Below are 23,453 nucleotides of genomic sequence, written 5' to 3' on the forward strand. Positions count from 1 at the left end.
CATATTAAGTTGCCTCTATCATACCCAGACTCCGCCCCCAAAAGCAAAGCTCCTTCCAGTATCCGCCCAATTAAGCCGGTTTAGGCGGCGGAATGCGCCGAAGCGGAGCAGGAGAGCGCCGGCAGCGACCCAATGTGATGACTTTTTACTTTATTGACATAAACCCATAAAAAACGTAAAATAAACATACTAAATTAATCGGATTTGCCAATTCAATTCAGGAGGGCGCTATGGAACGAATTGCGGAATGCCTGACGGATCTTATCGGGAACACCCCGCTTCTGAAGCTGGGGAAATATGCGGAGAGCCGCGGGCTTTCGGACACCCGGCTCCTGGCCAAGCTGGAATACTTCAATCCGGCAGGCAGCGTCAAGGACCGGATTGGCTACGCCATGATCCGGGATGCAGAGGAGCGGGGTGTGCTTCACCCCGGCGGCACCATTATTGAGTCTACCAGCGGCAATACCGGCATTGCTCTGGCTTTTGTGGCTGCGGCCAAGGGCTATCGCCTGATTCTCACCATGCCCGAGATCATGAGCGTGGAGCGGCAAAACCTGCTCCAGGCATTGGGAGCGGAGCTGGTGCTGACCCCGGGGGCGGAGGGGATGGGTGGGGCGATTCGGCGGGCCAATGATCTGGCCGAGGCCATTCCCGGCTCCGTAATCCTCCAGCAATTCGACAATCCGGCCAATCCCGAGACCCACCGCAACACTACCGCCGAGGAAATCTGGGCGGATACGGATGGGAAGGTGGATATTTTTGTGGCAGGAGTGGGCTCCGGCGGCACCATTACCGGAGTAGGCGAAGCGCTGAAGAAGAAAAATCCCGCCATCCGCATTATTGCCGTGGAGCCGCAGGATTCCCCCGTGCTGTCGGGAGGGCGGCCCGGTCCCAACAAGATTCAGGGAATCGGCGCCGGCTTCATTCCCAAGGTATTAAACCGGAGCATCTATGACGAAATTATTGCCGTCAAATCGGTGGACGCCTACGAAACCACCCGGGAGCTTGGCCGCCGCGAGGGACTTCTGGTGGGCATTTCCTCGGGAGCAGCAGTATGGGCGGCCGCCGCCGTGGCTGCCCGTCCGGAAGCCAAGGGCAAGACCGTCGTCGCTCTGCTGGCCGATTCCGGAGAGCGGTACCTGTCAGTCCCCGGCTTATTCGACTGACCGAAGCTATCCTTTTAGCCCCTATTTAGGAGAGCGGAGTGTAGCGGAACTCAGCGACTCTTAAAGCGACTTTTGCGGCTTATTCCCGTTCTGAACGGAACTGAGAAGCTCTTATCTCCCGTCGCAGCCCCGTTCCCACCCTCTTTTTCGCCGCGTAAGGAATATACGGGTCTCTCAGTTCCGCTAAAAATCCAAATCCACTCTTTTGCCGCAATAAGAGTCGCTGAGTTCGCTGTAAGTTAGAGTAAGTCCAGTAGGTTCAGTCAGTTACACCTTTGCAAGATTTAAAAAAAAGGCTGTCCCCGGTACACCCCTGACAGACAGGATGCTAGCGGCCGGACAGCCTTTTTTCGTCAAAACAGATTTCAGGTGGAGCAGACTTTGGTCCCAATCCCTGCATATCCATTCCTCCGGTCAATAGGTGGCGTGCCTGCCCCAGTCCGAGCAGTCCTCCTCCGCCATTCCCCGCAGGGACAGCTCCATCCGCTCCCGGGCGCGGGCCATTTCCATCAGCTCGCCGAAGGGATCGGAGAACTCCTGCTTCAGGCGGGAATGGTCCTCCACCAGCTTGGTCATACGGTACAATAGCATGCGATTCGTCTCCTTCTCGGCATCAATTTGGTCTTCATGCCGTTTCCATGATACACTGCAAGCATCAACGGATGATGAACACTTATGCCGTATATGGTAAAATGCCCATACGGAGCCTGTTTTATACATGCCGCGGGACAAAGCATCTTTTACAGAAAATGAGGGATTGCATTGAGCAAGTCCAATGAAACTGTCTTCACCGCTTCAGAGCACGAAGAGCTGCTCCCCTTCCTGATCCGCAATATGCCGGGGAAGGGCAGAAACCATGTGAAATCCATTCTGGCCAGAGGCCAGGTCTATGTGGCAGGCAAACGCACCACCAAGCACAACCATCCCCTCTCCCCAGGCCAAAAGGTAACCGTCTCCTGGACCAAAACCTTTGAGGAGGAGATTCTCCAGGGCGTCTCCATCCTGTTTGAGGACGATCACCTTCTGGTAGTGGAAAAAGAGGCGGGACTTCTGTCCATCGCTTCCGAAAAGGAGCAGCAGCTTACCGCCTACGCCATGCTCACGGACTATGTCCGGCGCACCAATCCCCGCAGCCGGATTTTTGTGGTCCACCGGCTGGACCGGGATACCTCCGGAGTGATGATCTTCGCCAAGACGGAGAAGGCCAAGGAAACCCTGCAAAACAACTGGGAGGACGCCGTGGAGGCCCGCATCTATGTGGCGCTGGTGGAGGGCAAGGTACGGCAGCCCGAAGGGGTTATTACCTCCTGGCTCAAGGAAAGCAAAACCCTGAAGATGTACTCCAGCCCCCACCCCAACGATGGCCAAAAGGCGGTGACCCGCTACAAGGTCCTCCAGCAAAACCAGGAGTACACCCTGATGGAGCTGGAGCTGGAAACCGGGCGCAAGAACCAGATCCGGGTTCATATGGAGGATATCGGGCACCCCATCGCCGGAGACAAGAAGTATGGCTCCCGCAAGAATCCCCTGGGGCGGCTGGGCCTGCACGCCCAGTCCATCGCCTTCACCCATCCGGTGACCGGCGAGGCCATGCGTTTTGCAACCAAGGCGCCCAAGGCCTTCTATAAGCGCTCCGAGCAGGGGCAGGGGCAGGAATAAGCCCAAAAAAGGGGCGGGAATATCCTCAAGGGATAACCTCAAAAGAGCAAGGACAAATCCAGAAGAACAGGAACAAACCCAAAAAGGACCGGCAAGGATGTCCCCATCCTCCGGTCCTGCTCTTTTCCCGTGGCTAACTCCCGGGCCGTCCCCCTCCGCCTATTCCCGGGGCTTGTTTTCCTCGTCCGCGAACTCCCCGCGCGCCTTGCGCTCCTCCAGGTCCTTCGCCATCATATCCTGGTAATCCGTGGTGATATGGTAGGCCGTCACTTGGTCCCGGGTAACCTCGAACACCTCGTTGTAATCCCAGGACCCCTCCGACCCGCGTGACCGGCCCCGGAGCGCGTACCGCTGCTGGCCGATGGTGATGAACCGCTCCTCATCGTAATAGGCCTCGTCATGGGCCCCCAGCTTCAGATCCAGCCACTCCTTGGAAAAGGTAATCTTGCGGCCGAATTTAAACATTGTATCCATTGTTCTGTGCCTCCTTGTGCTTACGCCTGCGGCTTGCGCAGCTTGCCCAGCTCGGAGACGATGGCATCAATCTCGCTGACGCTGAACCGCTCCTTGCCGGCAACCAGATCGTAAATATCCTGCAGATCCTCGAATTTGCTCTCGTCAAAAAACTCCGGCCGGATAGCCGCGCCGCTGGCTACCCGCAGCTTGGTTTTGATGGCCTCAATCATATAGGCAATGGCTTCCTCAGTATTGCGGGACAAGTCCATGGTCTACCGTCCTTTGCGGTTTTTTTATGAAAATGCACGACCATCGCATTTTCATTCGGGGGCTCCCTCAAAAGTACCCGGATTCCGCTTCAGAGCTTCTCATCACTTTTGGGGGATTATTTTTCTATTGTATCATGCCTTCCCGCAAAAAACACCGGAAGAGGCTATTCCTCTCTCCCGGTGCTTGTTTGAGATCATTATAGTGTATAGCCTGCCCTATGCAAATATGCCGCAAAGAGGCTGCGCCAAACCCGCTCTAGCGGACAGCCGCCTCGCATCCAATCTCCTCATCGCTTAAGAAGCAGGCCGGATCATCGGCCCACAGGTCGCCATGCACCGCAAGCGAGCGGGAGCGGAAGTTGCCGTTGCAAATATCCAGATAGCGGCAGCCGCCGCAGCGCCCGGTAAGCAGGGGCTTCCTGTCCCGCAGCCCGGCCAGCACCGGATGGGAGCCGAACCAGATGTCCCGGAAGGCTTCCTGCTTCACATTGCCGAAGGTAACATCCGGCGTAAATTGGTCCGGGTGGACATTGCCCAGATGGTCGATATTGCAGATAGCGATTCCCGTCCGATTGCCGCCGTTCATCCGCAGCTTGCGGAGAATATCCGCCGCCCGTTCCCCGTTCAGCTCCAGCGCTTTCATATAAAGGTAAACCGCATCCGCGTGGTTGTCTACTGTGAGAAGCTCCTTTTGCAGCCCGCGGCGGTTAAAATCCCTGGCCTTCTCGAAGATATAGTCCAAGGCAGCCCGGGTCTCCTCGTGGGAAATATCGTCGGACACCGAACCCCGGCCGGTATACACCATGTGATAGAAGCAGGCCCGCTGGATGCCCTCATTCTCCATCAGCTCGAAGATCAGGGGCAGCTGGGCGATATTATGCCGGTTCATCGTGAACCGCAGGCCCACCTTCTGGCCCTGGCCAATGCAATTGCGCACACCCCGCATAGCCAGCTCGAAGGCGCCGGTCCGGTTGCGGAAATAATCGTGAACCTCGCCTATGCCATCCAGGCTGATGCCCACATAACCCACACCCAGCTCCTTGATCCGGCGGGCAGCCGCTTCGTCAATTAAGGTTCCGTTGGTGGAAAAGGTAATGCGTATCCCTTTGCCGATGGCATATTCCGCCAGCTGGAAAATATCCGGCCGCGCCAAAGGCTCCCCGCCGGAGAACAGAATAACGGGAACCTTCATCTCCGACATGTCGTCGATAAGCCGGAGAGCTTCCCGGGTATCCAGCTCCCCTTCATATTTTTTATTCTCGGAATTGGCATAACAATGCATACACTTCAAGTTGCAGGAACGGGTTACGCTCCACACGACTACCGGTCCCGCCCCGGCATGGGTGCCTGTCCGATGGCCCCGCGCCCCCTCCGAATACCGGAGTTGGTCGCCATAGGACTCCACGTCCGCAAGGAGATGAGAAATGGCTAACATGGCTGTCTCCCCTTTCATACATCCACTGGTGTTCCCTAAAATCATGCAGCCTAAACCGCAGCCGCCTGGCCCGCGCCGGAGGGCGGAGGAAATATTGTCTAAATTGTAAACGAATTAGCCGGACAAACTCTGTGATTATTATCATAATAGAATGATTTCGGATTTGATATGGTTAGACTGTTAACGTATATTTTGGAAAATGAAACCAAGGGGGATAACGGCTATGATGCCTGTTGATTTTAACCGGAATCCGTTTATTGTGGTATGGGAGATCACCCGGGCTTGCGCCCTGCATTGCGTGCACTGCCGGGCCGAGGCGCAGCACAAGCGCCACCCGGACGAGCTGTCCACAGAGGAGGGCAAGCGCCTATTGGACGAAATCCAGAGCATGGATTCGCCGATTTTTGTCTTTACCGGCGGCGATCCGCTGCTCCGGGAGGACTTGTTCGAGCTGGCCGCCTATGGCAAAAGCATCGGGCTCCGGGTGTCCATGACCCCCAGCGCAACCCCGCGGGTCACCATAGATTCCATGAAAAAAGCGGCCGAGATCGGTCTGGACCGCTGGGCCTTCAGCCTGGACGGCTCCACTGCCGCCATCCATGACCGGTTCCGGGGCGCCTCCGGCTCCTTCGAGCTGACCATGCGCTCGCTGAAGTATCTCCGGGAGCTGGGGATGCCGCTGCAGATCAACACCACCGTTTGCGTACATAACAAAAACGACCTGCCCAACATCGCCAATTTACTGACGGAGATGGGAGTGGTCATGTGGAGCGTATTCTTCCTGGTGCCCACGGGCAGAGGCAAGGATGACGATATGATCTCGCCGGAGGAGGGCGAGGAGATTCTCCACTGGCTGGCGGAGCTGGGCGAACGGGTGCCCTTCGGCGTCAAAACCACCGCCGCGCCCTTTTACCGCCGGGTCCTGGACCAGCGGGCCAAGGCGGCAGGGCAGCGGCCCGCTTCGGTGGCCGGGCGGATGCTGGGGGTGCCGGAGCTGGCCACCGCCACCGGCAAGCATGTTGCTGCGGCGGCGGTTACCGGCGGCAGCGGCCACTCCCACGCGCAGCGCAGCAACAGCCCCTTCGGGGCAGGCGACGGCAAAGCCGCCATGCGCGCTCCCCGGGGCGTTACCGACGGCAGCGGCTTCGTTTTTATCTCCCATACGGGAGAAATCTCGCCCAGCGGCTTTCTGCCGATTGTGTGCGGCAATGTGCGGGAGGAGAAGCTGTCCGACGTGTACCGGAACCATCCGGTCTTCACCTCCATCCGCTCGCCGGAGCTGTATACCGGCAAATGCGGCGTTTGCGACTATAGCCGCATGTGCGGCGGCTCCCGGGCCCGGGCCTACACCGCCACCGGCGATTACATGGCCAGCGATCCCGCCTGCGCCTATATTCCGCCCGCCTGGCAGGAGCTTCTGCAGCCGTAATCGGCAGCGGCGGCCGCGCCCCAACCCGCCAAAAACAAAACCGGCGCCTGCGTAATCCATACGCCAGGCGCCGGTCTGTTTCTCCAGGATGCACAGAAACCGCAAAATGTCTTTCGTGTAGCAACACTATAACGTTTGAACTCTTTAAATCATTAAAGTGAGGATGCATGCTTAGCCAAGGCCAAGTTCCTACACAGGAATTCCACATGCTCAACGGCCAAACTTTCCACTTCCCCGTAAGATTGATGATAATGAATGCTGTACGAAATAAACCCGTGCAAGGACATAAACAAAATCCACGGCATCGAATACAGCTGGCCGGCGGCAAGCTCGCCATTGGCCAAGACGCCTCTGACTACAGTGGCAAACATCTCCATACATTGGGCCTGTTTGGTCCGCGAATACTTGCGCAGCTCCCCGTCCCGGACGGAGAACATAATTTCATAATGATGAGGGTTCTCCATCCCGAAGCGGATAAATTCCAGCATAATCTCCTTCAAATTCTCGATGCTGAAGGACTCGGAACGCTCCAGCATTTCCTTCTGGCGGGACAGCAGGTAGTTGAAATCCTCCACTACCAGCGCATAGAAGAGCTCGGCTTTATCCCGGAAATGGTAATACAGCGCTCCATGGCTGTAACCGAGGGCTTTGGCAATGCTGCGCATGGTCAGCGTGTCATACCCCCTGGTTACAAACAGCCCCCGGGCCTCCTCTAAAATCCTGTCTCTGCTCAATTCCTGATCCACTATTCTTCTAGCACACATGCTCTCTCCACCTGCTTTCTTCTCGATCTTCTATGTTTATATGTCATGATGATCGACGTAAGACGCCTCGCCCTTCCGAATCTCCGCCTGACCCTGGGTCAAATCCGTCATCCACAAAATGAACGGGTCGGCCTCCTCCGCAAGCGGCCTGCACATGAGGGTAACCTTATCGGTAAACTGTGTTTCCCCCAGGAGCGTACCGCGGTTGCGCAGCTCATTCTCCACCTTGCCCAGCCATGTATAGTCAATGGATACGTGAATATCCTGGTGCAGCTTCCTGCAGACGGGTCCCGCAGCGGCAATACCCGCTACCGCCCCATCCGTGTATGCCCGGATCAGTCCGCCGGCGCCCAGCAGAATTCCTCCGAAATACCGGGTGACCACCACAACCACATTCTTCAGCCCCTGCTGCCGGATGACCTCCAGGATCGGCTTGCCTGCCGTACCGCTGGGTTCACCGTCGTCGGAAGCCTTCTGAATCTGGTCCCGCTCCCCAATCATATAGGCGGAGCAGTTATGGGTGGCATTCCAATACTCTTTCTTCACGGATTCAATAAAAGCGATGGCCTCCTCCTCGGATTCCACCTGTCGGGCCTGCCCGATAAACCTGGATTTCTTAATGACAATCTCAGCGGAACCCCATTGGCTGACTGTCTTGTATTGCGATAGCATGCAGCAGCATCCACCTTCGTATAGAGTCGCTTTAAAGCATTCTAGCATAGAAGCAATCAGATTTCTATAACAATTCAATCAATTAATTGTGACATATCTCGAACAATCACAGTATACAAACAGCCCCCTTTTCTGCTGAAAAGGGGACCGCACTGCATATTTATTCCGTTTTCAATCATGTTCTGCCAAAAATAAGGCTTGGGAAGCTTCTACTCCAGGCGCTTCTCCAGCTCTTCCTTTTCCTTCTCGTAGCCCGGTTTGCCCAGAAGCGCGAACATGTTCTTCTTGTACGCCTCTACGCCCGGCTGGTCAAAGGGATTGACGCCGGAGAGGTAGCCGCTGACGCCGCAGGCCTTCTCGAAGAAGTAGACCATATAGCCGAAGGTGTACGGGGACATATCCGGCAGGGTCACCACCAGATTGGGCACACCGCCGTCGCTGTGGGCCAGCATGGTGCCTTGGAACGCCTTCTTGTTGACGAAATCCATGGTCTTGCCGCTCAGGAAATTCAGACCGTCCAGATCCGCAGGATCGGTGCCGATGGTCAGATGATACGGCACTTCCGCCACCTGGATAACGGTCTCGAACAGGTTGCGGTTGCCCTCCTGGATGAATTGGCCCATGGAGTGCAAATCCGTAGAGAAGTCAACGGAGGACGGGTAAATGCCCTTGTTGTCCTTGCCCTCGCTTTCGCCGAAGAGCTGCTTCCACCACTCGGATACAAAGTGCAGGGACGGCTCGTAGTTCACCAGAATCTCGGTGGTTTTGCCCTTGCGGTACAGGGCGTTGCGGACAGCCGCGTATTGGTAGGCCTCATTTTCGGCCACGGAAGGGCTGGAATAATCGGTTCTGGCATCCGCCGCCCCCTGCATCATGGCATCGATGTCCACGCCGGCTGCGGCAATGGGCAAGAGGCCTACAGGAGTCAGCACGGAATAGCGTCCGCCCACATCATCCGGAATCACGAAGGACTCGTAGCCTTCCTCGGTGGCCAGCTTCTTCAAAGCGCCGCGGGCCTTGTCGGTGGTGGCGTAGATCCGTTTTTGGGCGCCTTCCTTGCCGTACTTGCGCTCCAGCAGCTCCCGGAAAATCCGGAAAGCGATAGCCGGCTCCGTGGTGGTGCCGGACTTGGAAATCACGTTTACGGAGATGTCCTTGCCATCCAACAGCTGCAGCAGGTGCGAGGTATATGTAGAGCTGATATTATTGCCGACAAAATAAATTTCCGGTGTCTTGCGCTTGTCCTTGGGAAGAATATTATAGAAGGAATGGGTCAGCATTTCGATGGCGGCACGGGCTCCCAGATAGGAACCGCCGATGCCGATGACCACCAGCGCATCCGAATCCGACTGGATTTTCTCGGCTGCCTTCTTGATCCGGTCGAACTCCGCCCGGTCATAATTCACCGGAAGATCAATCCAGCCCAGATAATCCGAGCCTGCGCCGGTGCCATTGTGCAGATCATCGTGGGCAGCCTTGATGGCGCCTGCCAGGTTGTCCACCTCATGCTTGCCGATAAAGCCCAATGCTTTGCTGTAATCAAACTGCAATTTTCCGCTCATTGGTCCAAAAACCTCCTTATCCAACTTGTGTCCTTGTGTCTATGATAAGAATACTTATTCAATGCCCGAATTGCAAGCTAGGACTTTCACATCCTTCCGGGCACATGGTAATATAAGGACAAGAGGTGACATGGATGAAAACCATCGGCTTCATCGGGCTTGGCACCATGGGAATGCCCATGGCAATCAATCTGCTGAAAAGCGGATATACAGTATACGGCTATAACCGCACGGCTTCCAAGCGGGAGCAGCTGAAGGCGCTTGGCGCCCTGGAGGCGGCCTCTCCTGCGGAGGCTGCGCGCCATGCAGATGTGATCTTCACCAACGTCAGCAATGACGATGCAATGCTTGAGGTTGTATATGGGCCCGGGGGTATCCTGGAGGGCGTCCGCCCGGAACTCGCTGTAATTGACTGCAGCACCGTCTCCCCCGCCACCAGCCGCCGAATTGCCGAGGAGCTGAAAGCGCAGCAGGCCTTTTTCCTGGATGCCCCGGTAACGGGCAGCAAACCTGCGGCGGAGAACGGCTCCCTGGTCTTTATGGTGGGCGGGGATGCCGCCGTCTACGAGGAGCATCTGGATCTGTTCGAGGTGCTGGGCAGCAGGTCCCTGTACATGGGCGAAAGCGGCTCCGGCTCCTACGCCAAGCTGGCCCACAATACCATCGTGGGCATCAACGCCATCGGCCTGATGGAGGGTTTCTCCATCGCCGCCAAAGCCGGTCTTTCCCCGGAGAAATTCCTGGAGATTGTCACCGCAGGCGGCGCCAACAGCCGCCAGGCGGAGCTGAAGGGCAACAAGATCATTCAGCGGGATTTCTCCAACCAGTTTTCCACCGCCCTGATGCTGAAGGATCTTCTGCTGGCCCAGAAGCTGACGGCGGGCTTTCAGCTTCCTGCGCCGCTGCTCCATGCGGCTACCTCCATTTTCCAAATGGGCCTGGCCAAGGGTTTGGGCGATCAGGACCTGTCCTCCGTGATCCAATGCTATGAGGAATGGATGAAGCTGACCATTACCCCCTCGGGCAACAGGACCGCTCCGGTAGAGAAGGAGCGCCGCGGCGCCAACCGGATCAGCCTGGGCATCAAGCTTCATCTGTCCGTCTACCAATGGGAGCAGGAGGGCAGCTTCTCGGGACAGAATATTGAAGGAACCCTTCATGACCTGTCCGAAAGCGGCCTGCAAATCAGCTCCGCCTTCCCGCTGGCCCAGGATATGTTTGTGGTGATCCACTTCCCCAAGGAAGCCGATCTGCCCCCCATTACCGGCAAAATTATCCGCATCGACTCCCGGGACGGGGAATTCCGCTACGGCTGCATGCTGTCGGGCTTGCCGCCTTACACCCGGATCAAGCTGGAGCATTATATCAAGCGGCATGAGGACTGATGCAAGTTACGCCTCGTCAGGACCACCATCCATACTATCGGCCCGGGGCTTCCCGGGCTTTTCTGTTTCCGGGGCTTCTCTTCACTTTTGGGGGTTAAATATTCCCCTGGTAAACCGCACCCACTCCCGGGCGGCTAACGGCAGGTAGCTTTTTTTGTCCCAGATCATCCCCAGATGCCACGGAATCTTGGGCTCCACCAGGTCCAGTACGGCGACCCTGCGCTTATCCAGCGACCGGCAGATGGTCTCCGGCAGCATCGCCACCCCCAGTCCCGCAGCCGCCAGCTCATAGATGAAATCCCACTGGGAGCTTTCGTACTGGACATTGGGCCGGAAGCCCACTCTCTGGCATTCCGCAATAATCCGGTCATGAAGGGCAAACTCCTCCTTGAACAGGATGAACGGCTCCCCCGCCAGCTGGCTCAAGGGCACACAACCGATGCCTGCCAAGGGGTGGCCCGCCTGCACAATCACCTTCAGCTGCTCCTTCACCACCGTAAAAAAATCAAACCGCTCCCCATCCACCGGAAGCAGGACCACCCCCACATCCAGCTTGCCCTCCGCTACTTTAGTCTCAAGCTTTTTTGCCCCATCCTCCACCATTTGAATCACCAGACCGGGATATTGTTGCCTGAACTGCCTCAGCACCTGGGGAAAAAAGCTGGAACCCGCCATTGGCGGAATGCCGATGCGAATGACGCCCTTGTTCAAATTGGTCAGATCGTCCAGCTCCAGGGTGAGATTATGGAAGGCCTCCGTAATATTGCGGGCCTGTTCGGTGATGGCCCTGCCTGCATCCGTCAGCTCAATGCGCTTGCCGTCCCGCTTAAACAGCTCCACCCCCAGCTCTTCCTCCAGGCTCTTGATGGCCTTGCTTAAGGTAGGCTGGGTAATATGAAGGGATTGGGCCGCCCGGGTAAAGCTTCCGCTTTGGGCCAGCTCCAGAACATACTGCATATGGCGGATATCCATGGTTGTCCTCCAACTATAGCTAAATGGAATGGAATTCATTCAATTCATTCATTTTACCAATGAAAGCTATTGATGTACACTTTCAAAAGGAGGGATTCTTCATGAAGTCATTTTTACGCAGCATCGGCCAGGTAATCTGCTTCATTCTGTATTCCATGCTGATCAACGCCGTCACCGACGCGCTGCATCTGCCGATTCCGGGAAGCATTGTGGGGATTGTGCTGCTGTTTGCGCTCTTGCACTTCAAGGTGATCAAGCTGGAATGGGTGGACCTGGGCTCCAAGTGGCTGTTGGCCGAAATGCTGCTGTTTTTCATCCCTCCTGTGGTAGGCATTGTGGAATACAAGGATTTGATGCTGAAGAACGGCCTGCAGATCACCCTGGTCATTGTGTTCAGCATCCTGTGCGTCATGGTCATAACAGGGCTGATTGCAGAGAAGCTGTCGGCCCATGAGGGGAAGCGACAGTCATGATTGTGGGAATAAGCTGCTTTATCTTAACCTTGCTGGTCTATTTCGGCACCAAAATCTTTTACCGGTCCCATCGGCGGGTGTTCTTCACCCCGGTTATTCTGACTCCGCTCCTGGTCATCGGCATTCTGGCCTTCGCGGATATTCCCTATGCCGCTTACCATGAGGGCACACGCTACATCAGCAATATGATCGGTCCCGCCACCGTAGCGCTGGCCGTCCCCCTCTATAAAAACCGCCATGTGCTGAAAAAGCATGCCCTGTCCATTCTGCTCAGTGTGCTTACCGGCTCCACCGTGGCCATTGTCAGCACCGCCTGGGCAGCCAAGATGCTCCACCTGGACCTGGAGATTATCGACAGCATCGCCCCCCGCTCCGCTACCACTCCCATCGCCGTGGCCGTCTCGGGGCTCATCGGCGGCATTCCCGCGATCACGGCGGTATTTGTGCTGGCCACCGGCGTGCTGGGGATGGTGCTGGGGCCGGTGGTCATCCGCTTCTTCCGCTTTAAGAACGATGTGGCCCACGGCGTTCTCCTGGGCACCAGCGCCCATGCCGTAGGCACCACCAAGGCCTTCGAGCTAAGCTCCGCCTCCGGCTCCGTCTCCACAGTAGCGATGATCCTTACGGCCTTTTTCACCCTGTGTACGGCGCCCTGGATCGTTCCATTGCTGCTTGTGAGATAAAATGCCGGAATGGGCACTTTACAGCAAAATTTTCAGAAGGTATTGGGAACCCTCCTCGCCTGTGGGTGCTGCACAATAAACTTCCTTCTTTGCCCCGGCCGCTCATAGCACGCTAAAAAACCTCCGGCGCTTTGCATATGCAAGCATCCGGAGGTTTTTTTATGCGGGGATTCCCCCACTCTATTCTAGATGTAGGAGCAGCAGTAGTCGGTAGGTGTTTTGACCTCCAGCTTGAAGCGGGTGTGCGCCGGAACGGTAAATTCCCCGGTCCCGCTGATCGCGAGCCATTCTGTGGCTCCCGGAAGCAGCACCTTCAGCTCCCCCGCCAGAATCTCCATAATTTCAATGGTATCCGTGCCAAATTCGTAATCCCCCGGGAGCATGATGCCCAGGGTCTTTTTGGTGCCGTCGGCAAACAGCACAGTCCGGCTGGTTACCTTTCCGTCAAAGTAAATATTCGCTTTCTTCACAACGGATACATTGTCGAATTGGGACATCTCTTCACCCTTCTCCCTCTGTCCGGCCGCAGCGCCTGACGGCGCCCTTCCGGTCTTATTTCAACAGCGCCTTCACCTTGGCGGCCACATTATCCGGCGTAAAGCCGTATTCCGCCAGCACCTTCGGTCCCGGAGCGGAAGCGCCGAATATGCTGATGCCCAGAATTGCGCCCTGGTCTCCCACATAACGCTCCCAGCCCAGGGGATAGGCCATTTCCACAGCCAGACGGGCCTTCACATCGGGAAGCAGAACGGAGTCCTTGTACTCCTGCGGCTGCTTCTCGAACAGCTCCCAGCTGGGCATGCTGATGACGCGCACCTGCACGCCTTCTTCCGCCAGCTTCTTCTGGGCTTCCACAGCCAGGCTGACTTCGGAGCCGGTGGCGATAATTTGCGCCTGGGGCTTGCCGTCGGCGGCATCGGACACCACATATGCGCCGCGGCGCACGTTGTCGCGGGCCAGCTCAGCGGTTTTCTCCAGCACAGGCAGGTTTTGGCGGGTGAGAATCAGGGCCACCGGGCCTTCCTTGTTCTCGATGGCATACCGCCAGGCTTCCATAGTTTCATTGGCATCGGCGGGACGCAGCACGGTCATGCCGGGGATAATCCGCAGGGCCGGCAGCTGTTCAATTGGCTCATGGGTGGGCCCGTCTTCGCCGACAGCAATGGAATCATGGGTCAGCACGTACACGGACGGAGTTTTCATCAGCGCCGCCAGACGGACTGCGGGACGCAGGTAATCGGAGAAAACGAAGAAGGTTCCGCAGTAAGCCCGGACGCCGCCATGCAGCATCATGCCGTTGGTGGCCGCCGCCATGGCGAATTCGCGGACGCCGAAGTAAACGTTGCGCCCGGCATAGTTGGCCGGAGTGAACTGGTCAATTCCCTTCAGATGGGTGTTGGTGGAGGACTCCAGGTCCGCCGAACCGCCGATGAGCGTAGGCAGATTAGGCGCAATGGCGTTCAGCGCCTGGCCCGAGCTGGCCCGGGTAGCCACAGCCTTTTCCGCGGAGGTGAGGACGGGAATATCCTTGTCCCAGCCTTCCGGAAGCTCGCCTGCGAGAGCTTGCTTGAACTGGCGGGCCAAGTCGGGATAAGCGGCGGCATATTTGTCCACCAGGGCGTCCCATTCCGCATTCTTGGATTCGCCGGCAGCCTTCACCTTGGCAAAAGAAGCCTGCACCTCGTCCGGCACATAGAATTCGGGCTCCAGGGGCCAGCCCAGCGCTTCCTTGGTCAGCTTCGCTTCTTCGGTGCCCAGGGGAGAGCCGTGGGGGCCGGCATGTCCGCCCTTGCCGCCCTTGTTGGGGCTGCCGAAGCCGATGGTGGTTTTCACTTCGATCAGGGTTGGACGGCTTGTTTCCGCCTTGGCTTGTGCGATGGCGGCGGAAATAGCGGCCAGATCATTCTCATTTTCCACCCGGATCACCTGCCAGCCGTAGCTTTCGAAGCGGGTATGGGCATTTTCCGAGAAGGACAGATTCAGCTCCCCGTCCAGGGAGATATCGTTGGAATCGTACAGGACAATCAGCTTGCCCAGCTTCAGATGGCCGGCCAGAGAGGCCGCTTCGGCGGAGACGCCCTCCATTAGGTCGCCGTCGCCGCAGATGGCGTAGGTGTAATGATCCACCACCGGGAAGCCGTCCTTATTGTATGTAGCGCCGAGATGGGCTTCAGCCATCGCCATGCCCACAGCCATGGCAACCCCTTGGCCCAGCGGGCCGGTAGTGGCGTCTACGCCTGCAGTGTGGCCGTATTCCGGATGCCCCGGAGTCAGGCTGCCCCATTGGCGGAACTGCTTGAGGTCGTCAATGGTCAGACCGTAGCCGGCCAGATGCAAAAGACTGTACAGCAGCATGGAGCCATGCCCTGCGGACAGAACAAAGCGGTCCCGGTTGAACCAGGACGGGTTGGAGGGATTCACGTTCATGTGCCGGGTCCACAGGGTATAGGCCATAGGAGCCGCTCCCATAGGCATGCCGGGATGGCCGGATTTGGATTTCTCGATGGCATCCACCGCCAGCATCCGGATGGTATTAACCGCCAGTTGGTCGGTTGTCGTAAAGCTTGCTGTCATTCGATCTTTCCTCCTTTAGGAAGTCTCCGGAAAATTTCCGGCACTATTGCTTTCATTCTAACATTACCTTACCGGAAACGCTAGAAGAAATGATAATTGGACCCTACCAATTATTTTATTAATGGGGTTTTATTTTTGGATAAGGCCGGGCTCGCCTTACATGCAGCATTTGCCTTGGGTGTAGCATTGTCTTGGGTCTGGCATTGTCTTGGGTCTGGCATTGTCTTGGGTCTGGCATTGCCTTGGGTGTAGCGCTTATCTCGAATGTAGCGCTTGTCCCATATGTCCGCAAAAATCGGGAAAAGGGCCAAATCAGGAAAATAACGGACCCCCTGTCCGCGACAAACGATCAAGGGGACGATCGCTCCACACACGCCAATCCGGACGTCTATGAAAAAAAGCGGAGAAGCCCAACGCCCCTCCGCCTGCCGTCCATTTTCCGCTAAAACACCACCGTCTTGTTCTCGTGCACCAGAATCCGGTCCTCCACATGCCAGGAGACGGCTCTGGCCAGCACGATCCGCTCAATATGGCGGCCGATGCGCTTCAGGTCATTCACATCGTCCCGGTGGCTCACCCGCTGCACGTCCTGCTCGATAATCGGCCCCCCGTCCAGCTCCTCGGTCACATAATGGGCGGTGGCGCCGATGATTTTCACCCCGCGGTTATACGCTTGGGCATAGGGCTTGCCGCCTACAAACGCCGGCAGGAAGGAATGGTGGATGTTGATGATTCTGCCCTTGTAATGCTTGATAAACGCCGGGGAAATAATCTGCATGTAGCGGGCCAGCACGATGCAGTCCGCCTGGGCCTCCGCCACCAGCCGCATCTGCTCCTCCTCCGCCTGCTGCTTGGTTTCCGCCGTAACCGGCACCACGTGGTACGGGATGCCCATGGACTCCACCAGCTCGCGCATATCCGGATGATTGCTTACCACCAGAGCGATGTCCGCGTTCAAATCCCCCGCCTGCCATTGCCACAGCAGCTCCAAGAGACAGTGGTCCTCCTTGGAGACAAAGATGGCCAGCCGTTTCTTGCGGTTCTCCGGAGTAATCCGCCAGTTCATGTTGAACTTGCGGGCCACCACCTCCGAGAAGTCCATAATCAGGGTGTCCAGCCTTCTGTCCAGCTCCAGAAGATCAAATTCGATGCGGATAAAAAACATGCCGCCATCCGGGTCCATGGTATACTGGTCGGATTGGACAATGTTGGCCCCGTGCTCATGCAGAAAACGGGATACCGCCGCAACGATCCCCGGCTGATCCGGGCAGGAAATCAGCATACATGCCCGGTCCTTCTTCACTTCCTTATTGCCCGCGCTTGAAGCTAATCGATTCATGACGTAAGTAGAGCCTCCTTGTTACTTGTTGCCGTTCCCCTTGCGCTTTTATGCGTTCACCATTGCCCGCAAATCCGCGCCCGAAAGCCAGGCGGTCAGCCGGTGGTTGATCTGCTCCTCCGTCAGCTCCGGGAAAAGGGCGGCGTCCGCCAGGCGGTCGTACAGCCGCTCCATGGGCTCGCGCTTGTCCGCTTTTTTGGCTTTGGGGTCATTCTTCAGCTCATGCCAAACCGTCAGGACGTAGTTCCGGTGATGGACCCCCTCCTGGGCGAAGAAATGGCCAATCCGCTCCACATCCTCCACAAACTCCGGTCCGAACCGCTCCACAACATTCCCGCGCAAAAGGGCGATTTCCACTTCATACATGGGGCGTTCCTTGCCGTCGGTTTTGCCGATCCAGGGAGTCTCCAGAATAAAGGGCAGGTGGCCCAGCCTCTCATGCTGTACAATGGACTGGATGGCCTTGAAGCCAATATTGCCCGCCCCGATGGGAGCATGGCGGTCCTTGGCCGCTCCCCGGGGGTTCTTGCTGTCGTTCAAGTGGATGACAGCCAGCCTGTCCACGCCGACGATTTTGTCGAACTGCTCCAGCACATGGTCGAATTCATGGACAATATCATAGCCGGCATCGTGGATATGGCAGGTATCCATACAAACGGTCAACCGGTCGCTGTTCTCCACGTTGTCAATAATAAGCGCCAGCTCCTCGAAGGTTCTGCCGATCTCCGTGCCTTTGCCCGCCATGGTTTCCAGGGCGATGCTCACGCCGGTGTCAGCGGTTCCCTTCAGCACCTCGTTTAAGCCCTGGGCAATCCGGGTCAGGCCATAGGCCGCGTCCATTTCCGTGTAGGCGCCGGGATGCAGCACAATATTCTTCACGCCCAGATAGTCCGTGCGCCGGATTTCCTCCTGCAGGAAGCGCACCGCCAGCTCGTAGGTCTCTTCCTTGAAGGAGCCGAGATTGACAATATAGGGGGCGTGGACCACAATCTCGTCCATCCCGTGTTTGTCCATAATCTCCCGGCCTTCGCTCAAATACTGGTTCTCGATGGGCTTGCGCCTGGTGTTATGCGGAGCCCCGGTGTAGATCATGAAGGTGCTGGAGCCATAAGAAACCGCCTCTTTGGCTGCATTCAGCAACCCTTTGTCCGAGAAGGAAACATGCGAGCCAATCTTCAACATGGTCAAAAGTCCGCCTTTCCAATGGGGATTTGACCTATTGTAACACAGTTTCCGATCCCCCGGAAACCGAATCGCCCTAAACGGTCAGCCGGTTTACAACCAGAACGGCCGCCCCTACGGCGATAGCCGCCTCACCCAGCTCGCCGCGGCTGAATTCCGCCTGGTAGCTGTGGCGGTAGTAGGCCCCCTGCAAAGCCCGGTCCGCCGCCGTTTCAAAGAAAACCGGATGAAACCCGGCAACCGGTCCGCCCAATATCACCTTTTCGGGATGGAGAATATTCAGCAGGTTGGCAAGCCCGATGCCCATATAGACGCCGGCCTCGCGAAGCAAGTCCACGGCTGCTTCCTCCTCCGCCTCCAAGGCAGCAGCCAGTGATGGGAAGCCGCCGGTCCGTCCCAGGGCCTTCCACTCCCGTTCCAGGGCGTGAATGGACACATAGGACTCCAGGGCGCCTCTGTTGCCTCCCTCCTCCCGGTGAGGCAATCCATCGGCCTGGATGATCATCTGTCCCGCCGCTCCCTCCATGTCCACAGCGCCATACACGATGGCGCCTCCGGTCATCATGGCGGTCCGTATGCCCGCCCCCACGTGGACGTAGAGCAGATGACTTTTTTTCGTGGAAGCCGCCCAGTATTCCCCGGTCAAAGCCGCATTGGCCCCGTTGTCCAGATAAACCGGAATGCCCAAAGCCCCTTCCAGCCCCTCCTTGACGGGAACATTCCGCCAACCCGGCGCTTGGAAATAGAGGGGATCGAGAATCAACCCTCTGGCCGAATCAAGAGGCCCAACGGCGCCTATACCTAAGCCCAGCACCTGGCTATGGGGGATGCCGCGCACCTCCAGCATATATTGGGCGGACGCCGCCACCTCATGCAGCAGCATATCCGGCGTCATGCTCTCGGACATCCGCCATACGGTAGAACCCACAATATTCTGCCGCAGATCCGTCAGCACCAGCATGGACCGGGTCCGGGATATTTCTAGACCAAACGCATACGCATACTGGGGATTAACGCAATAAAGAATCGGCCGCCTCCCGCCTGTGGATTCGCCGAAGCCAACCTCCTGGAGCATCCCCTTCTCCGTCAGCTCTTCCAGAATCCGGTTCAGGGTACTGGGGGCCAAGCCGCTTTGCTCCAAAAGCTCCTGCTTGGCCACCGTATCCTGCAGCCGGACCAGACTGTACACATCCTTGGATTTGCGCACCGCAATCCGTTGCTCCACTGCCTGCATCATACCCGACTCCTTTATCCCGAAATAACCCCGTTCCGGCCAAGGCCAAAAGAGAGTTAGGATGCCTATCCGTACACCGCCATCCCTACCAGCCCCGCCACTACAATCAGCCGCAGCGGGTGAACCTTGTAGTACAGCAGCGCAACCATCGAACCGACAAAAATGACCAGAGCCACAACCGTCTGTTTATCGAAGGCTGTTCCAATCATCCCGTTGGAATCGGCGAAACGGACCGCCCCATAGAGAATCAGCCCCGTTACCGCCGCCCGCAGCCCGTAAAAGGCCGCCTGCACGTAACGGTTTTCGTTCATTTTGGCAAAAAACGCCGCCACCGCAATAATGATCAGAAAGGAAGGCAGCGTCATCCCGGCCGCAGCCGCGATTGCCCCAGGCAGCCCTTCCACCCGGTAGCCGACGAAAATCGCGCTGTTGGTGCCGATAGGTCCCGGCGACATGCCTGCTACCGCAATGATATCCGTAAAATCGGAATTTGTCATCCATTTATGTGCCTCCACCTGGTGGGCAATGACCGGAATCATCGCGTACCCCCCGCCGAAGGAAAGCAGACCGATTACAAAAAAGGTTTGAAATAATGCCCATAGTTCCATAGTTGAGTCCTCCTCAGGGCTTTTCGCAAGAAAAGCCTACATCGTAAGCATAAGCTAAGGGCTTTTCGCAAGAAAAGCCGGCTAAATTCCGTCTCCGAAGAAATAACCTTCCGCATAATTCTCCGTCTTGCCGGGCGGGGCCGCCAGCACATCGATCCCTGTCCAGCGCAGGCGCAAGGGCACAATGGCCATCCCGACAGCCATGCCCATCAACAAGGCAAACACCGGGTTAATGCCGGTGGCGATCAACAGCGCCAATACCCCCGCCGCCGTCAGCAGGGTGACCGCATCCTTAATGGCTGTTCTCCCCACCCGGATGCCCGCGTAGACGATCAGGGCCACTACCGCGGGGCGGATGCCCAGAAAGGCGGCCTTGATTTTGGGCTGATCCCGCACCGCCAGGAAAGCCATGCTTAAGGCCAGAACGATCAAAAAGGTGGGCAGGAGCACCCCCAGCAAAGCGGCGACGGCCCCGGGAATCCCGGCAATGCGGTAGCCCACAAAGGTGGAGGCATTCACCCCCACCGCGCCGGGAGTGGATTGGGCGATGGCGAAGAGATCCGTCACCTCTTCCTCCTCCAGCCACTTTCGCTTCTCCACCACTTCCTGATGGAACACCGGGATCATGGCGTATCCGCCGCCGAAGGTCACCGGTCCCATCTTAAAAAATGACCAAAATAAACGGCCCAGCAGCGGCCAATCGAATGTAGAAATAAATTTCATGATTTCTCTCCTCCTGGAACAAACTAAGCTGTCCCCTCCATTATACCTGACTTTATTCCATTTTGGAATAAACTTTTTGTCCACAGCAAAAAACCGGCTGCAGCCGATCTGCGCCGGTTATTGCTTTTCTATTGTTGCTGCCGCTTTTCCATTTGCTACTGGATGCGTCCGCAGGCGATTCGTTTGCTGGAATTGCCCGACGGGTCTGTTTTGTAATCATCCGGTTTCTCGTGAATCACCAGGGAGGTTCCTCCCGGACGGATCAGGGAATTGGGATGCCCCTCCGCCAGGGTCACATGCTTGGCCACCATCTCGGCCTTTACCGTGCCGTCCGTCCCCACAAACAGATTGGGCAGATCTCCTGCGTGGGGCCCGTTGGGGTTGTCGAATCCGTGCTGCTTGTTCATGGGATTAAAATGGCTGCCGGCGCTCGCAAAATCCGGCGGCTCGCATTTGCCCGATTCATGGATATGAAATCCGTGTTTGCCGGGAACAAGATTGGAGGCCTCCACCTTGATGTGGACACCTCTGGACATTTCCGTCAGCTCCGCCTGACCTATCTTTTCCCCGCTTGAGCCAATCAGCTCCACTACCCTCTTGGCGCCTACGTCGGCGCTGACCTCCTTGGCCAACTGGTGATTCGTGCAGGAAACGGCCGCCAATAGCAGCAGCGCCGCGGCAGCCCATACTCCCGTCTGTTTACCCATTGCCTATCCTCCATTTTCTTGATGATCCGCATGTTCATACGGGGACTCCCCCAAAAACACCCGGACTTCGCTTCAAAGCTTCCCGTCACTTTTGGGGGATTTTTTTTTTGGGGGGGATGGTTGTTAGTGTGGTCGGACTTCCGGCGCTCTAAACCAAATCCTTCAAAATTCCCCCGTCAGCATAGGCGCGCCCACGGCCAAATTCCATGCTCCCGTCTCGGTATTGCGGTGCAGGGCGGTTTGCAAGGCCGCCTCCGTCCCTTCTGCCTTCAAGCCGATGCGGCTGGTCCGGTACAGTGCATTCACGATTCCCCGGTCCTTATATGACTCAAGCTCCTCCGCTCCGAGAAGCGTCCTGGCCAACCCCTTCACAGCCTCCTCCGGCTGCATGGCGGCGTCTCCCTTCCAGACGCCGGCCGCCTTGACGGACCAGTCTCCTGCAGCGCCGGTTTCCCGGAGCCAGCCGTCGATCCGGCTGCCCGCCGCGGCAAGCGCCCCGGCTTCCGCCCCGCCCGCTTCCAGCCTGAGAAAGGACTCCCCTTCATATCCATCGGACAGACGGCTCCAGGTTCCCTGGAGAAGGCTCCCCTCCTTAGGGGAGATGTGGGTAACGGCGGGACCCGCGGATTCGTCCAGCCGGAAGCCGGACTGCAGCAGCTCCCGGAGGCGGTCGGTTTGATCCTCATCCATGCGTCCGTACCATTGGACAGATACGGTGTAGCCCTCGGCCAAACTTAGAGCAGCGAATTCCAGGACCGGCTCAACAGAGAAGGCCGGTTTGGCGCCGTCTCCGGCCCTTGCCGGAAGGAGGCTGGCGCTCCAGAGTCCCAATGCGGCCAACCCGGCCAGAGCTATTTTGCAAAACCCGTACATTCTTTCCATAATCCCGCCTCCCGCTGCCCCGATATTCCGTTCTATCAATCTAGTAACAGGATGGACAGAAATGAGAGAGCCTATACCTGTTGCCCGTATAGCCTTTATGCAGGTCCGGAGGAATCCCCGTCAGGCTGGTTTTGTTTGGGCCTGAACAGTACAAAAACCAGGCAGGTCATGACCACCTCCAGGCTTATGGCGAATAGGGACAAGGGGCGAAGGAAGCTGACCAACTGGGAGGCGTTCCGGAAAAACCAGAAGGAAAAGGAGAAGCAGTACGCCCCGAAGGACAACACCAGCTTGTCCATGTGCAGCGCCGGAATGAGCTGCTCCAAACCGTACATGAAGGCAAACACGAAGAAGGCCATCTTTGTAATCATCAGGGGAATGTAAATCATATCCAGAGGCAGCTCAAACCGGTCCAGAAAATCCGTCACCCGGATCAGCCGCACCATCTCGTAGAAGGGATTCTGCAGCTTGGAGGCCACTGCGCTTCCCATGGCCAGGAGAATGCAGAGGTTAAGCCACTCCATGGTAATCCAGGCCACTGCCAGACTGACAACCCCATCCCGCATTCTGAATTGGTTGGAGGGCAGCAGAAGGGGCAGCAGCAGAATTTGGCCCATAGCTGCAATGGTATACCAACTGCCCTGCAGTACGGGCAAAAAGCCCTTTTCCAGAATAGGCAGGGTATGGCGAATCTCGAATTCGGGAAACAGCAGCACCGGCACCAGGGCCAAAAAAACAAGCATTAAAGGCAGCCATATTTCACTCATCCGGCAGATGACCTCAAAGCGGCTGCTTACAGTGACCACCACCGCCAGCATGATTAATGCGCAGATTACCGGCACCGGCGTATAGGCAAGCAGCTCCACCGTCACAAATTCCGAGAGGGTCCGCACATCCCGGATAATCACCAGCAGGATAAACAGAAGCACCGGCAGTGCCAGCACTCTTCCGATAACCGGACGGCGCAGCACCACAATCTGAAACAGGTTCTTCCCGGGAAACCGGGAGGCTACGCGGGTCTGCAGCCACAAGAGCGCCAACACCACCGGAAGGGCAAGCAGATACGCCATCCAAGCATCCCGTTCCGCAAGCTGAAATACCCGGTTGGGCAAGCTGATCAACATGCCGTCCATGGCCAGAAGAATACCCAGCAGCTTGGCTTGCCTATGGGAAATGATCTCCACTGCATTCCCTCCTCAGAGCTTTCCGTAGGAAAGCTGGCTTCGTAAGCGTAAACTGAGTTTTCCGTAGGAAAACTGGCTTCGTAAGTTTTCTGTCA

The 23,453-nt window shown here is 57.1% G+C and carries 24 protein-coding genes; 6 read left to right on the forward strand and 18 right to left on the reverse strand.

From position 1 onward, the window contains the following. The first annotated feature begins 230 nt into the window (after positions 1 to 230). On the forward strand, positions 231 to 1,166 hold the full coding sequence (gene cysK / locus DQG13_RS24605) for a cysteine synthase A (RefSeq protein ID WP_113022830.1): 936 nt from the start codon (positions 231 to 233) through the stop codon (positions 1,164 to 1,166). A 414-nt stretch (positions 1,167 to 1,580) separates the two neighbouring features. Here cysK and DQG13_RS30985 read toward each other — a convergent pair whose 3' ends face one another. Beyond that, complete coding sequence (locus DQG13_RS30985) at positions 1,581 to 1,757, reverse strand: hypothetical protein (protein WP_181592975.1); 177 nt, start codon at positions 1,755 to 1,757, stop codon at positions 1,581 to 1,583. 171 nt (positions 1,758 to 1,928) lie between these two features. Here DQG13_RS30985 and DQG13_RS24610 point away from each other — a divergent pair, with 171 nt between their 5' ends. Further along, entirely contained in the window at positions 1,929 to 2,825 is an 897-nt protein-coding gene (locus DQG13_RS24610; protein WP_258525845.1) for an RluA family pseudouridine synthase, read from the forward strand. A gap of 159 nt (positions 2,826 to 2,984) precedes the next feature. Here DQG13_RS24610 and DQG13_RS24615 read toward each other — a convergent pair whose 3' ends face one another. The 3 genes from DQG13_RS24615 to DQG13_RS24625 form a co-directional block, all read right to left on the reverse strand. Next, the gene (locus tag DQG13_RS24615) at positions 2,985 to 3,299 is read right to left on the reverse strand and encodes a hypothetical protein (RefSeq protein ID WP_113022831.1); all 315 of its coding nucleotides are present in this window, start codon (positions 3,297 to 3,299) and stop codon (positions 2,985 to 2,987) included. Positions 3,300 to 3,319: 20 nt separating this feature from the next. Beyond that, positions 3,320 to 3,550 (reverse strand): DUF1128 domain-containing protein, encoded by a 231-nt coding sequence (locus tag DQG13_RS24620; protein WP_113022832.1) that lies wholly within the window; start codon positions 3,548 to 3,550, stop codon positions 3,320 to 3,322. A 256-nt stretch (positions 3,551 to 3,806) separates the two neighbouring features. After that, positions 3,807 to 4,985, reverse strand: a complete 1,179-nt coding sequence (locus DQG13_RS24625; RefSeq protein ID WP_113022833.1) for a radical SAM protein — start codon at positions 4,983 to 4,985, stop codon at positions 3,807 to 3,809. 223 nt (positions 4,986 to 5,208) lie between these two features. Between DQG13_RS24625 and DQG13_RS24630 the strand changes: the two genes are divergently transcribed. Then, the gene (locus DQG13_RS24630; protein ID WP_113022834.1) at positions 5,209 to 6,414 is read left to right on the forward strand and encodes a TIGR04053 family radical SAM/SPASM domain-containing protein; all 1,206 of its coding nucleotides are present in this window, start codon (positions 5,209 to 5,211) and stop codon (positions 6,412 to 6,414) included. A gap of 152 nt (positions 6,415 to 6,566) precedes the next feature. Here the strand turns inward: DQG13_RS24630 and DQG13_RS24635 are convergent, their stop codons facing one another. The 3 genes from DQG13_RS24635 to DQG13_RS24645 all read right to left on the reverse strand — a co-directional run bounded on the left by DQG13_RS24635 (position 6,567) and on the right by DQG13_RS24645 (position 9,412). After that, positions 6,567 to 7,178, reverse strand: coding sequence for a TetR/AcrR family transcriptional regulator (locus DQG13_RS24635; RefSeq protein ID WP_113022835.1), 612 nt, complete (start codon positions 7,176 to 7,178; stop codon positions 6,567 to 6,569). A gap of 36 nt (positions 7,179 to 7,214) precedes the next feature. Continuing rightward, a complete protein-coding gene (locus DQG13_RS24640) occupies positions 7,215 to 7,850 on the reverse strand; it encodes a YigZ family protein (protein WP_113022836.1) in 636 nt (211 codons plus the stop codon). 209 nt (positions 7,851 to 8,059) lie between these two features. Beyond that, positions 8,060 to 9,412, reverse strand: a complete 1,353-nt coding sequence (locus DQG13_RS24645) for a glucose-6-phosphate isomerase (RefSeq protein WP_113022837.1) — start codon at positions 9,410 to 9,412, stop codon at positions 8,060 to 8,062. Between the two features lie 134 nt (positions 9,413 to 9,546). Here DQG13_RS24645 and DQG13_RS24650 point away from each other — a divergent pair, with 134 nt between their 5' ends. Beyond that, a complete protein-coding gene (locus DQG13_RS24650; protein ID WP_113022838.1) occupies positions 9,547 to 10,797 on the forward strand; it encodes an NAD(P)-binding domain-containing protein in 1,251 nt (416 codons plus the stop codon). Positions 10,798 to 10,878: 81 nt separating this feature from the next. On the opposite strand, the gene DQG13_RS24655 is transcribed toward DQG13_RS24650, so the two are convergent. Further along, positions 10,879 to 11,769 (reverse strand): LysR family transcriptional regulator, encoded by an 891-nt coding sequence (locus DQG13_RS24655; RefSeq protein WP_113022839.1) that lies wholly within the window; start codon positions 11,767 to 11,769, stop codon positions 10,879 to 10,881. A 101-nt stretch (positions 11,770 to 11,870) separates the two neighbouring features. On the opposite strand from DQG13_RS24655, the gene DQG13_RS24660 reads away from it, so the two are divergent. Both DQG13_RS24660 and DQG13_RS24665 read left to right on the forward strand, forming a co-directional pair. After that, on the forward strand, positions 11,871 to 12,242 hold the full coding sequence (locus DQG13_RS24660) for a CidA/LrgA family protein (RefSeq protein WP_113022840.1): 372 nt from the start codon (positions 11,871 to 11,873) through the stop codon (positions 12,240 to 12,242). Further along, on the forward strand, positions 12,239 to 12,925 hold the full coding sequence (locus DQG13_RS24665) for an LrgB family protein (protein ID WP_113022841.1): 687 nt from the start codon (positions 12,239 to 12,241) through the stop codon (positions 12,923 to 12,925). Before DQG13_RS24660 ends, DQG13_RS24665 begins: the two co-directional genes overlap by 4 nt. Positions 12,926 to 13,110: 185 nt before the next feature. Here DQG13_RS24665 and ppnP read toward each other — a convergent pair whose 3' ends face one another. The 10 genes from ppnP to DQG13_RS24715 all read right to left on the reverse strand — a co-directional run bounded on the left by ppnP (position 13,111) and on the right by DQG13_RS24715 (position 23,358). Continuing rightward, on the reverse strand, positions 13,111 to 13,422 hold the full coding sequence (gene ppnP / locus DQG13_RS24670) for a pyrimidine/purine nucleoside phosphorylase (RefSeq protein WP_113022842.1): 312 nt from the start codon (positions 13,420 to 13,422) through the stop codon (positions 13,111 to 13,113). Between the two features lie 55 nt (positions 13,423 to 13,477). Then, positions 13,478 to 15,499, reverse strand: coding sequence for a transketolase (tkt, locus tag DQG13_RS24675; protein ID WP_113022843.1), 2,022 nt, complete (start codon positions 15,497 to 15,499; stop codon positions 13,478 to 13,480). Between the two features lie 442 nt (positions 15,500 to 15,941). Then, positions 15,942 to 16,838, reverse strand: a complete 897-nt coding sequence (purU, locus tag DQG13_RS24680; RefSeq protein WP_113022844.1) for a formyltetrahydrofolate deformylase — start codon at positions 16,836 to 16,838, stop codon at positions 15,942 to 15,944. 48 nt (positions 16,839 to 16,886) lie between these two features. After that, on the reverse strand, positions 16,887 to 18,020 hold the full coding sequence (locus DQG13_RS24685; RefSeq protein ID WP_113022845.1) for a deoxyribonuclease IV: 1,134 nt from the start codon (positions 18,018 to 18,020) through the stop codon (positions 16,887 to 16,889). Between the two features lie 76 nt (positions 18,021 to 18,096). Then, positions 18,097 to 19,257 carry an ROK family protein gene (locus DQG13_RS24690; RefSeq protein ID WP_113022846.1) on the reverse strand — a complete coding sequence of 387 codons (1,161 nt, stop codon included), beginning with the start codon at positions 19,255 to 19,257 and terminating at the stop codon, positions 18,097 to 18,099. A 62-nt stretch (positions 19,258 to 19,319) separates the two neighbouring features. Then, positions 19,320 to 19,862 (reverse strand): chromate transporter, encoded by a 543-nt coding sequence (locus DQG13_RS24695; RefSeq protein WP_113022847.1) that lies wholly within the window; start codon positions 19,860 to 19,862, stop codon positions 19,320 to 19,322. Between the two features lie 81 nt (positions 19,863 to 19,943). Continuing rightward, positions 19,944 to 20,585: a chromate transporter gene (locus tag DQG13_RS24700; protein WP_113022848.1), complete on the reverse strand. Its 642-nt coding sequence runs from the start codon at positions 20,583 to 20,585 to the stop codon at positions 19,944 to 19,946. A 155-nt stretch (positions 20,586 to 20,740) separates the two neighbouring features. Then, positions 20,741 to 21,292, reverse strand: a complete 552-nt coding sequence (locus DQG13_RS24705) for a superoxide dismutase family protein (RefSeq protein WP_113022849.1) — start codon at positions 21,290 to 21,292, stop codon at positions 20,741 to 20,743. Between the two features lie 162 nt (positions 21,293 to 21,454). After that, the gene (locus DQG13_RS24710; RefSeq protein ID WP_113022850.1) at positions 21,455 to 22,174 is read right to left on the reverse strand and encodes a hypothetical protein; all 720 of its coding nucleotides are present in this window, start codon (positions 22,172 to 22,174) and stop codon (positions 21,455 to 21,457) included. A gap of 95 nt (positions 22,175 to 22,269) precedes the next feature. Beyond that, positions 22,270 to 23,358: a GerAB/ArcD/ProY family transporter gene (locus tag DQG13_RS24715; protein ID WP_113022851.1), complete on the reverse strand. Its 1,089-nt coding sequence runs from the start codon at positions 23,356 to 23,358 to the stop codon at positions 22,270 to 22,272. Between the last annotated feature and the right edge of the window lie 95 nt (positions 23,359 to 23,453).

Source organism: Paenibacillus sp. YN15, assembly GCF_003285005.1.
GTDB lineage: Bacteria > Bacillota > Bacilli > Paenibacillales > NBRC-103111 > Paenibacillus_AR.

Bases quoted from the DNA above. Each gene is read 5' to 3' on its own strand.
- DQG13_RS24710 (WP_113022850.1), bottom strand. From the start codon at position 22,174: ATGGAAAGAATGTACGGGTTTTGCAAAATAGCTCTGGCCGGGTTGGCC.
- DQG13_RS24665 (WP_113022841.1), top strand. From the start codon at position 12,239: ATGATTGTGGGAATAAGCTGCTTTATCTTAACCTTGCTGGTCTATTTC.
- DQG13_RS24650 (WP_113022838.1), top strand. From the start codon at position 9,547: ATGAAAACCATCGGCTTCATCGGGCTTGGCACCATGGGAATGCCCATG.
- DQG13_RS24635 (WP_113022835.1), bottom strand. From the start codon at position 7,178: ATGTGTGCTAGAAGAATAGTGGATCAGGAATTGAGCAGAGACAGGATT.
- DQG13_RS24620 (WP_113022832.1), bottom strand. From the start codon at position 3,550: ATGGACTTGTCCCGCAATACTGAGGAAGCCATTGCCTATATGATTGAG.
- DQG13_RS24695 (WP_113022847.1), bottom strand. From the start codon at position 19,862: ATGGAACTATGGGCATTATTTCAAACCTTTTTTGTAATCGGTCTGCTT.
- DQG13_RS24655 (WP_113022839.1), bottom strand. From the start codon at position 11,769: ATGGATATCCGCCATATGCAGTATGTTCTGGAGCTGGCCCAAAGCGGA.
- tkt (WP_113022843.1), bottom strand. From the start codon at position 15,499: ATGACAGCAAGCTTTACGACAACCGACCAACTGGCGGTTAATACCATC.
- DQG13_RS24690 (WP_113022846.1), bottom strand. From the start codon at position 19,257: ATGATGCAGGCAGTGGAGCAACGGATTGCGGTGCGCAAATCCAAGGAT.
- DQG13_RS24685 (WP_113022845.1), bottom strand. From the start codon at position 18,020: ATGTTGAAGATTGGCTCGCATGTTTCCTTCTCGGACAAAGGGTTGCTG.
- DQG13_RS24660 (WP_113022840.1), top strand. From the start codon at position 11,871: ATGAAGTCATTTTTACGCAGCATCGGCCAGGTAATCTGCTTCATTCTG.
- purU (WP_113022844.1), bottom strand. From the start codon at position 16,838: ATGAATCGATTAGCTTCAAGCGCGGGCAATAAGGAAGTGAAGAAGGAC.
- DQG13_RS30985 (WP_181592975.1), bottom strand. From the start codon at position 1,757: ATGCTATTGTACCGTATGACCAAGCTGGTGGAGGACCATTCCCGCCTG.
- DQG13_RS24645 (WP_113022837.1), bottom strand. From the start codon at position 9,412: ATGAGCGGAAAATTGCAGTTTGATTACAGCAAAGCATTGGGCTTTATC.
- DQG13_RS24615 (WP_113022831.1), bottom strand. From the start codon at position 3,299: ATGGATACAATGTTTAAATTCGGCCGCAAGATTACCTTTTCCAAGGAG.
- ppnP (WP_113022842.1), bottom strand. From the start codon at position 13,422: ATGTCCCAATTCGACAATGTATCCGTTGTGAAGAAAGCGAATATTTAC.
- DQG13_RS24700 (WP_113022848.1), bottom strand. From the start codon at position 20,585: ATGAAATTTATTTCTACATTCGATTGGCCGCTGCTGGGCCGTTTATTT.
- DQG13_RS24630 (WP_113022834.1), top strand. From the start codon at position 5,209: ATGATGCCTGTTGATTTTAACCGGAATCCGTTTATTGTGGTATGGGAG.
- cysK (WP_113022830.1), top strand. From the start codon at position 231: ATGGAACGAATTGCGGAATGCCTGACGGATCTTATCGGGAACACCCCG.
- DQG13_RS24705 (WP_113022849.1), bottom strand. From the start codon at position 21,292: ATGGGTAAACAGACGGGAGTATGGGCTGCCGCGGCGCTGCTGCTATTG.
- DQG13_RS24625 (WP_113022833.1), bottom strand. From the start codon at position 4,985: ATGTTAGCCATTTCTCATCTCCTTGCGGACGTGGAGTCCTATGGCGAC.
- DQG13_RS24640 (WP_113022836.1), bottom strand. From the start codon at position 7,850: ATGCTATCGCAATACAAGACAGTCAGCCAATGGGGTTCCGCTGAGATT.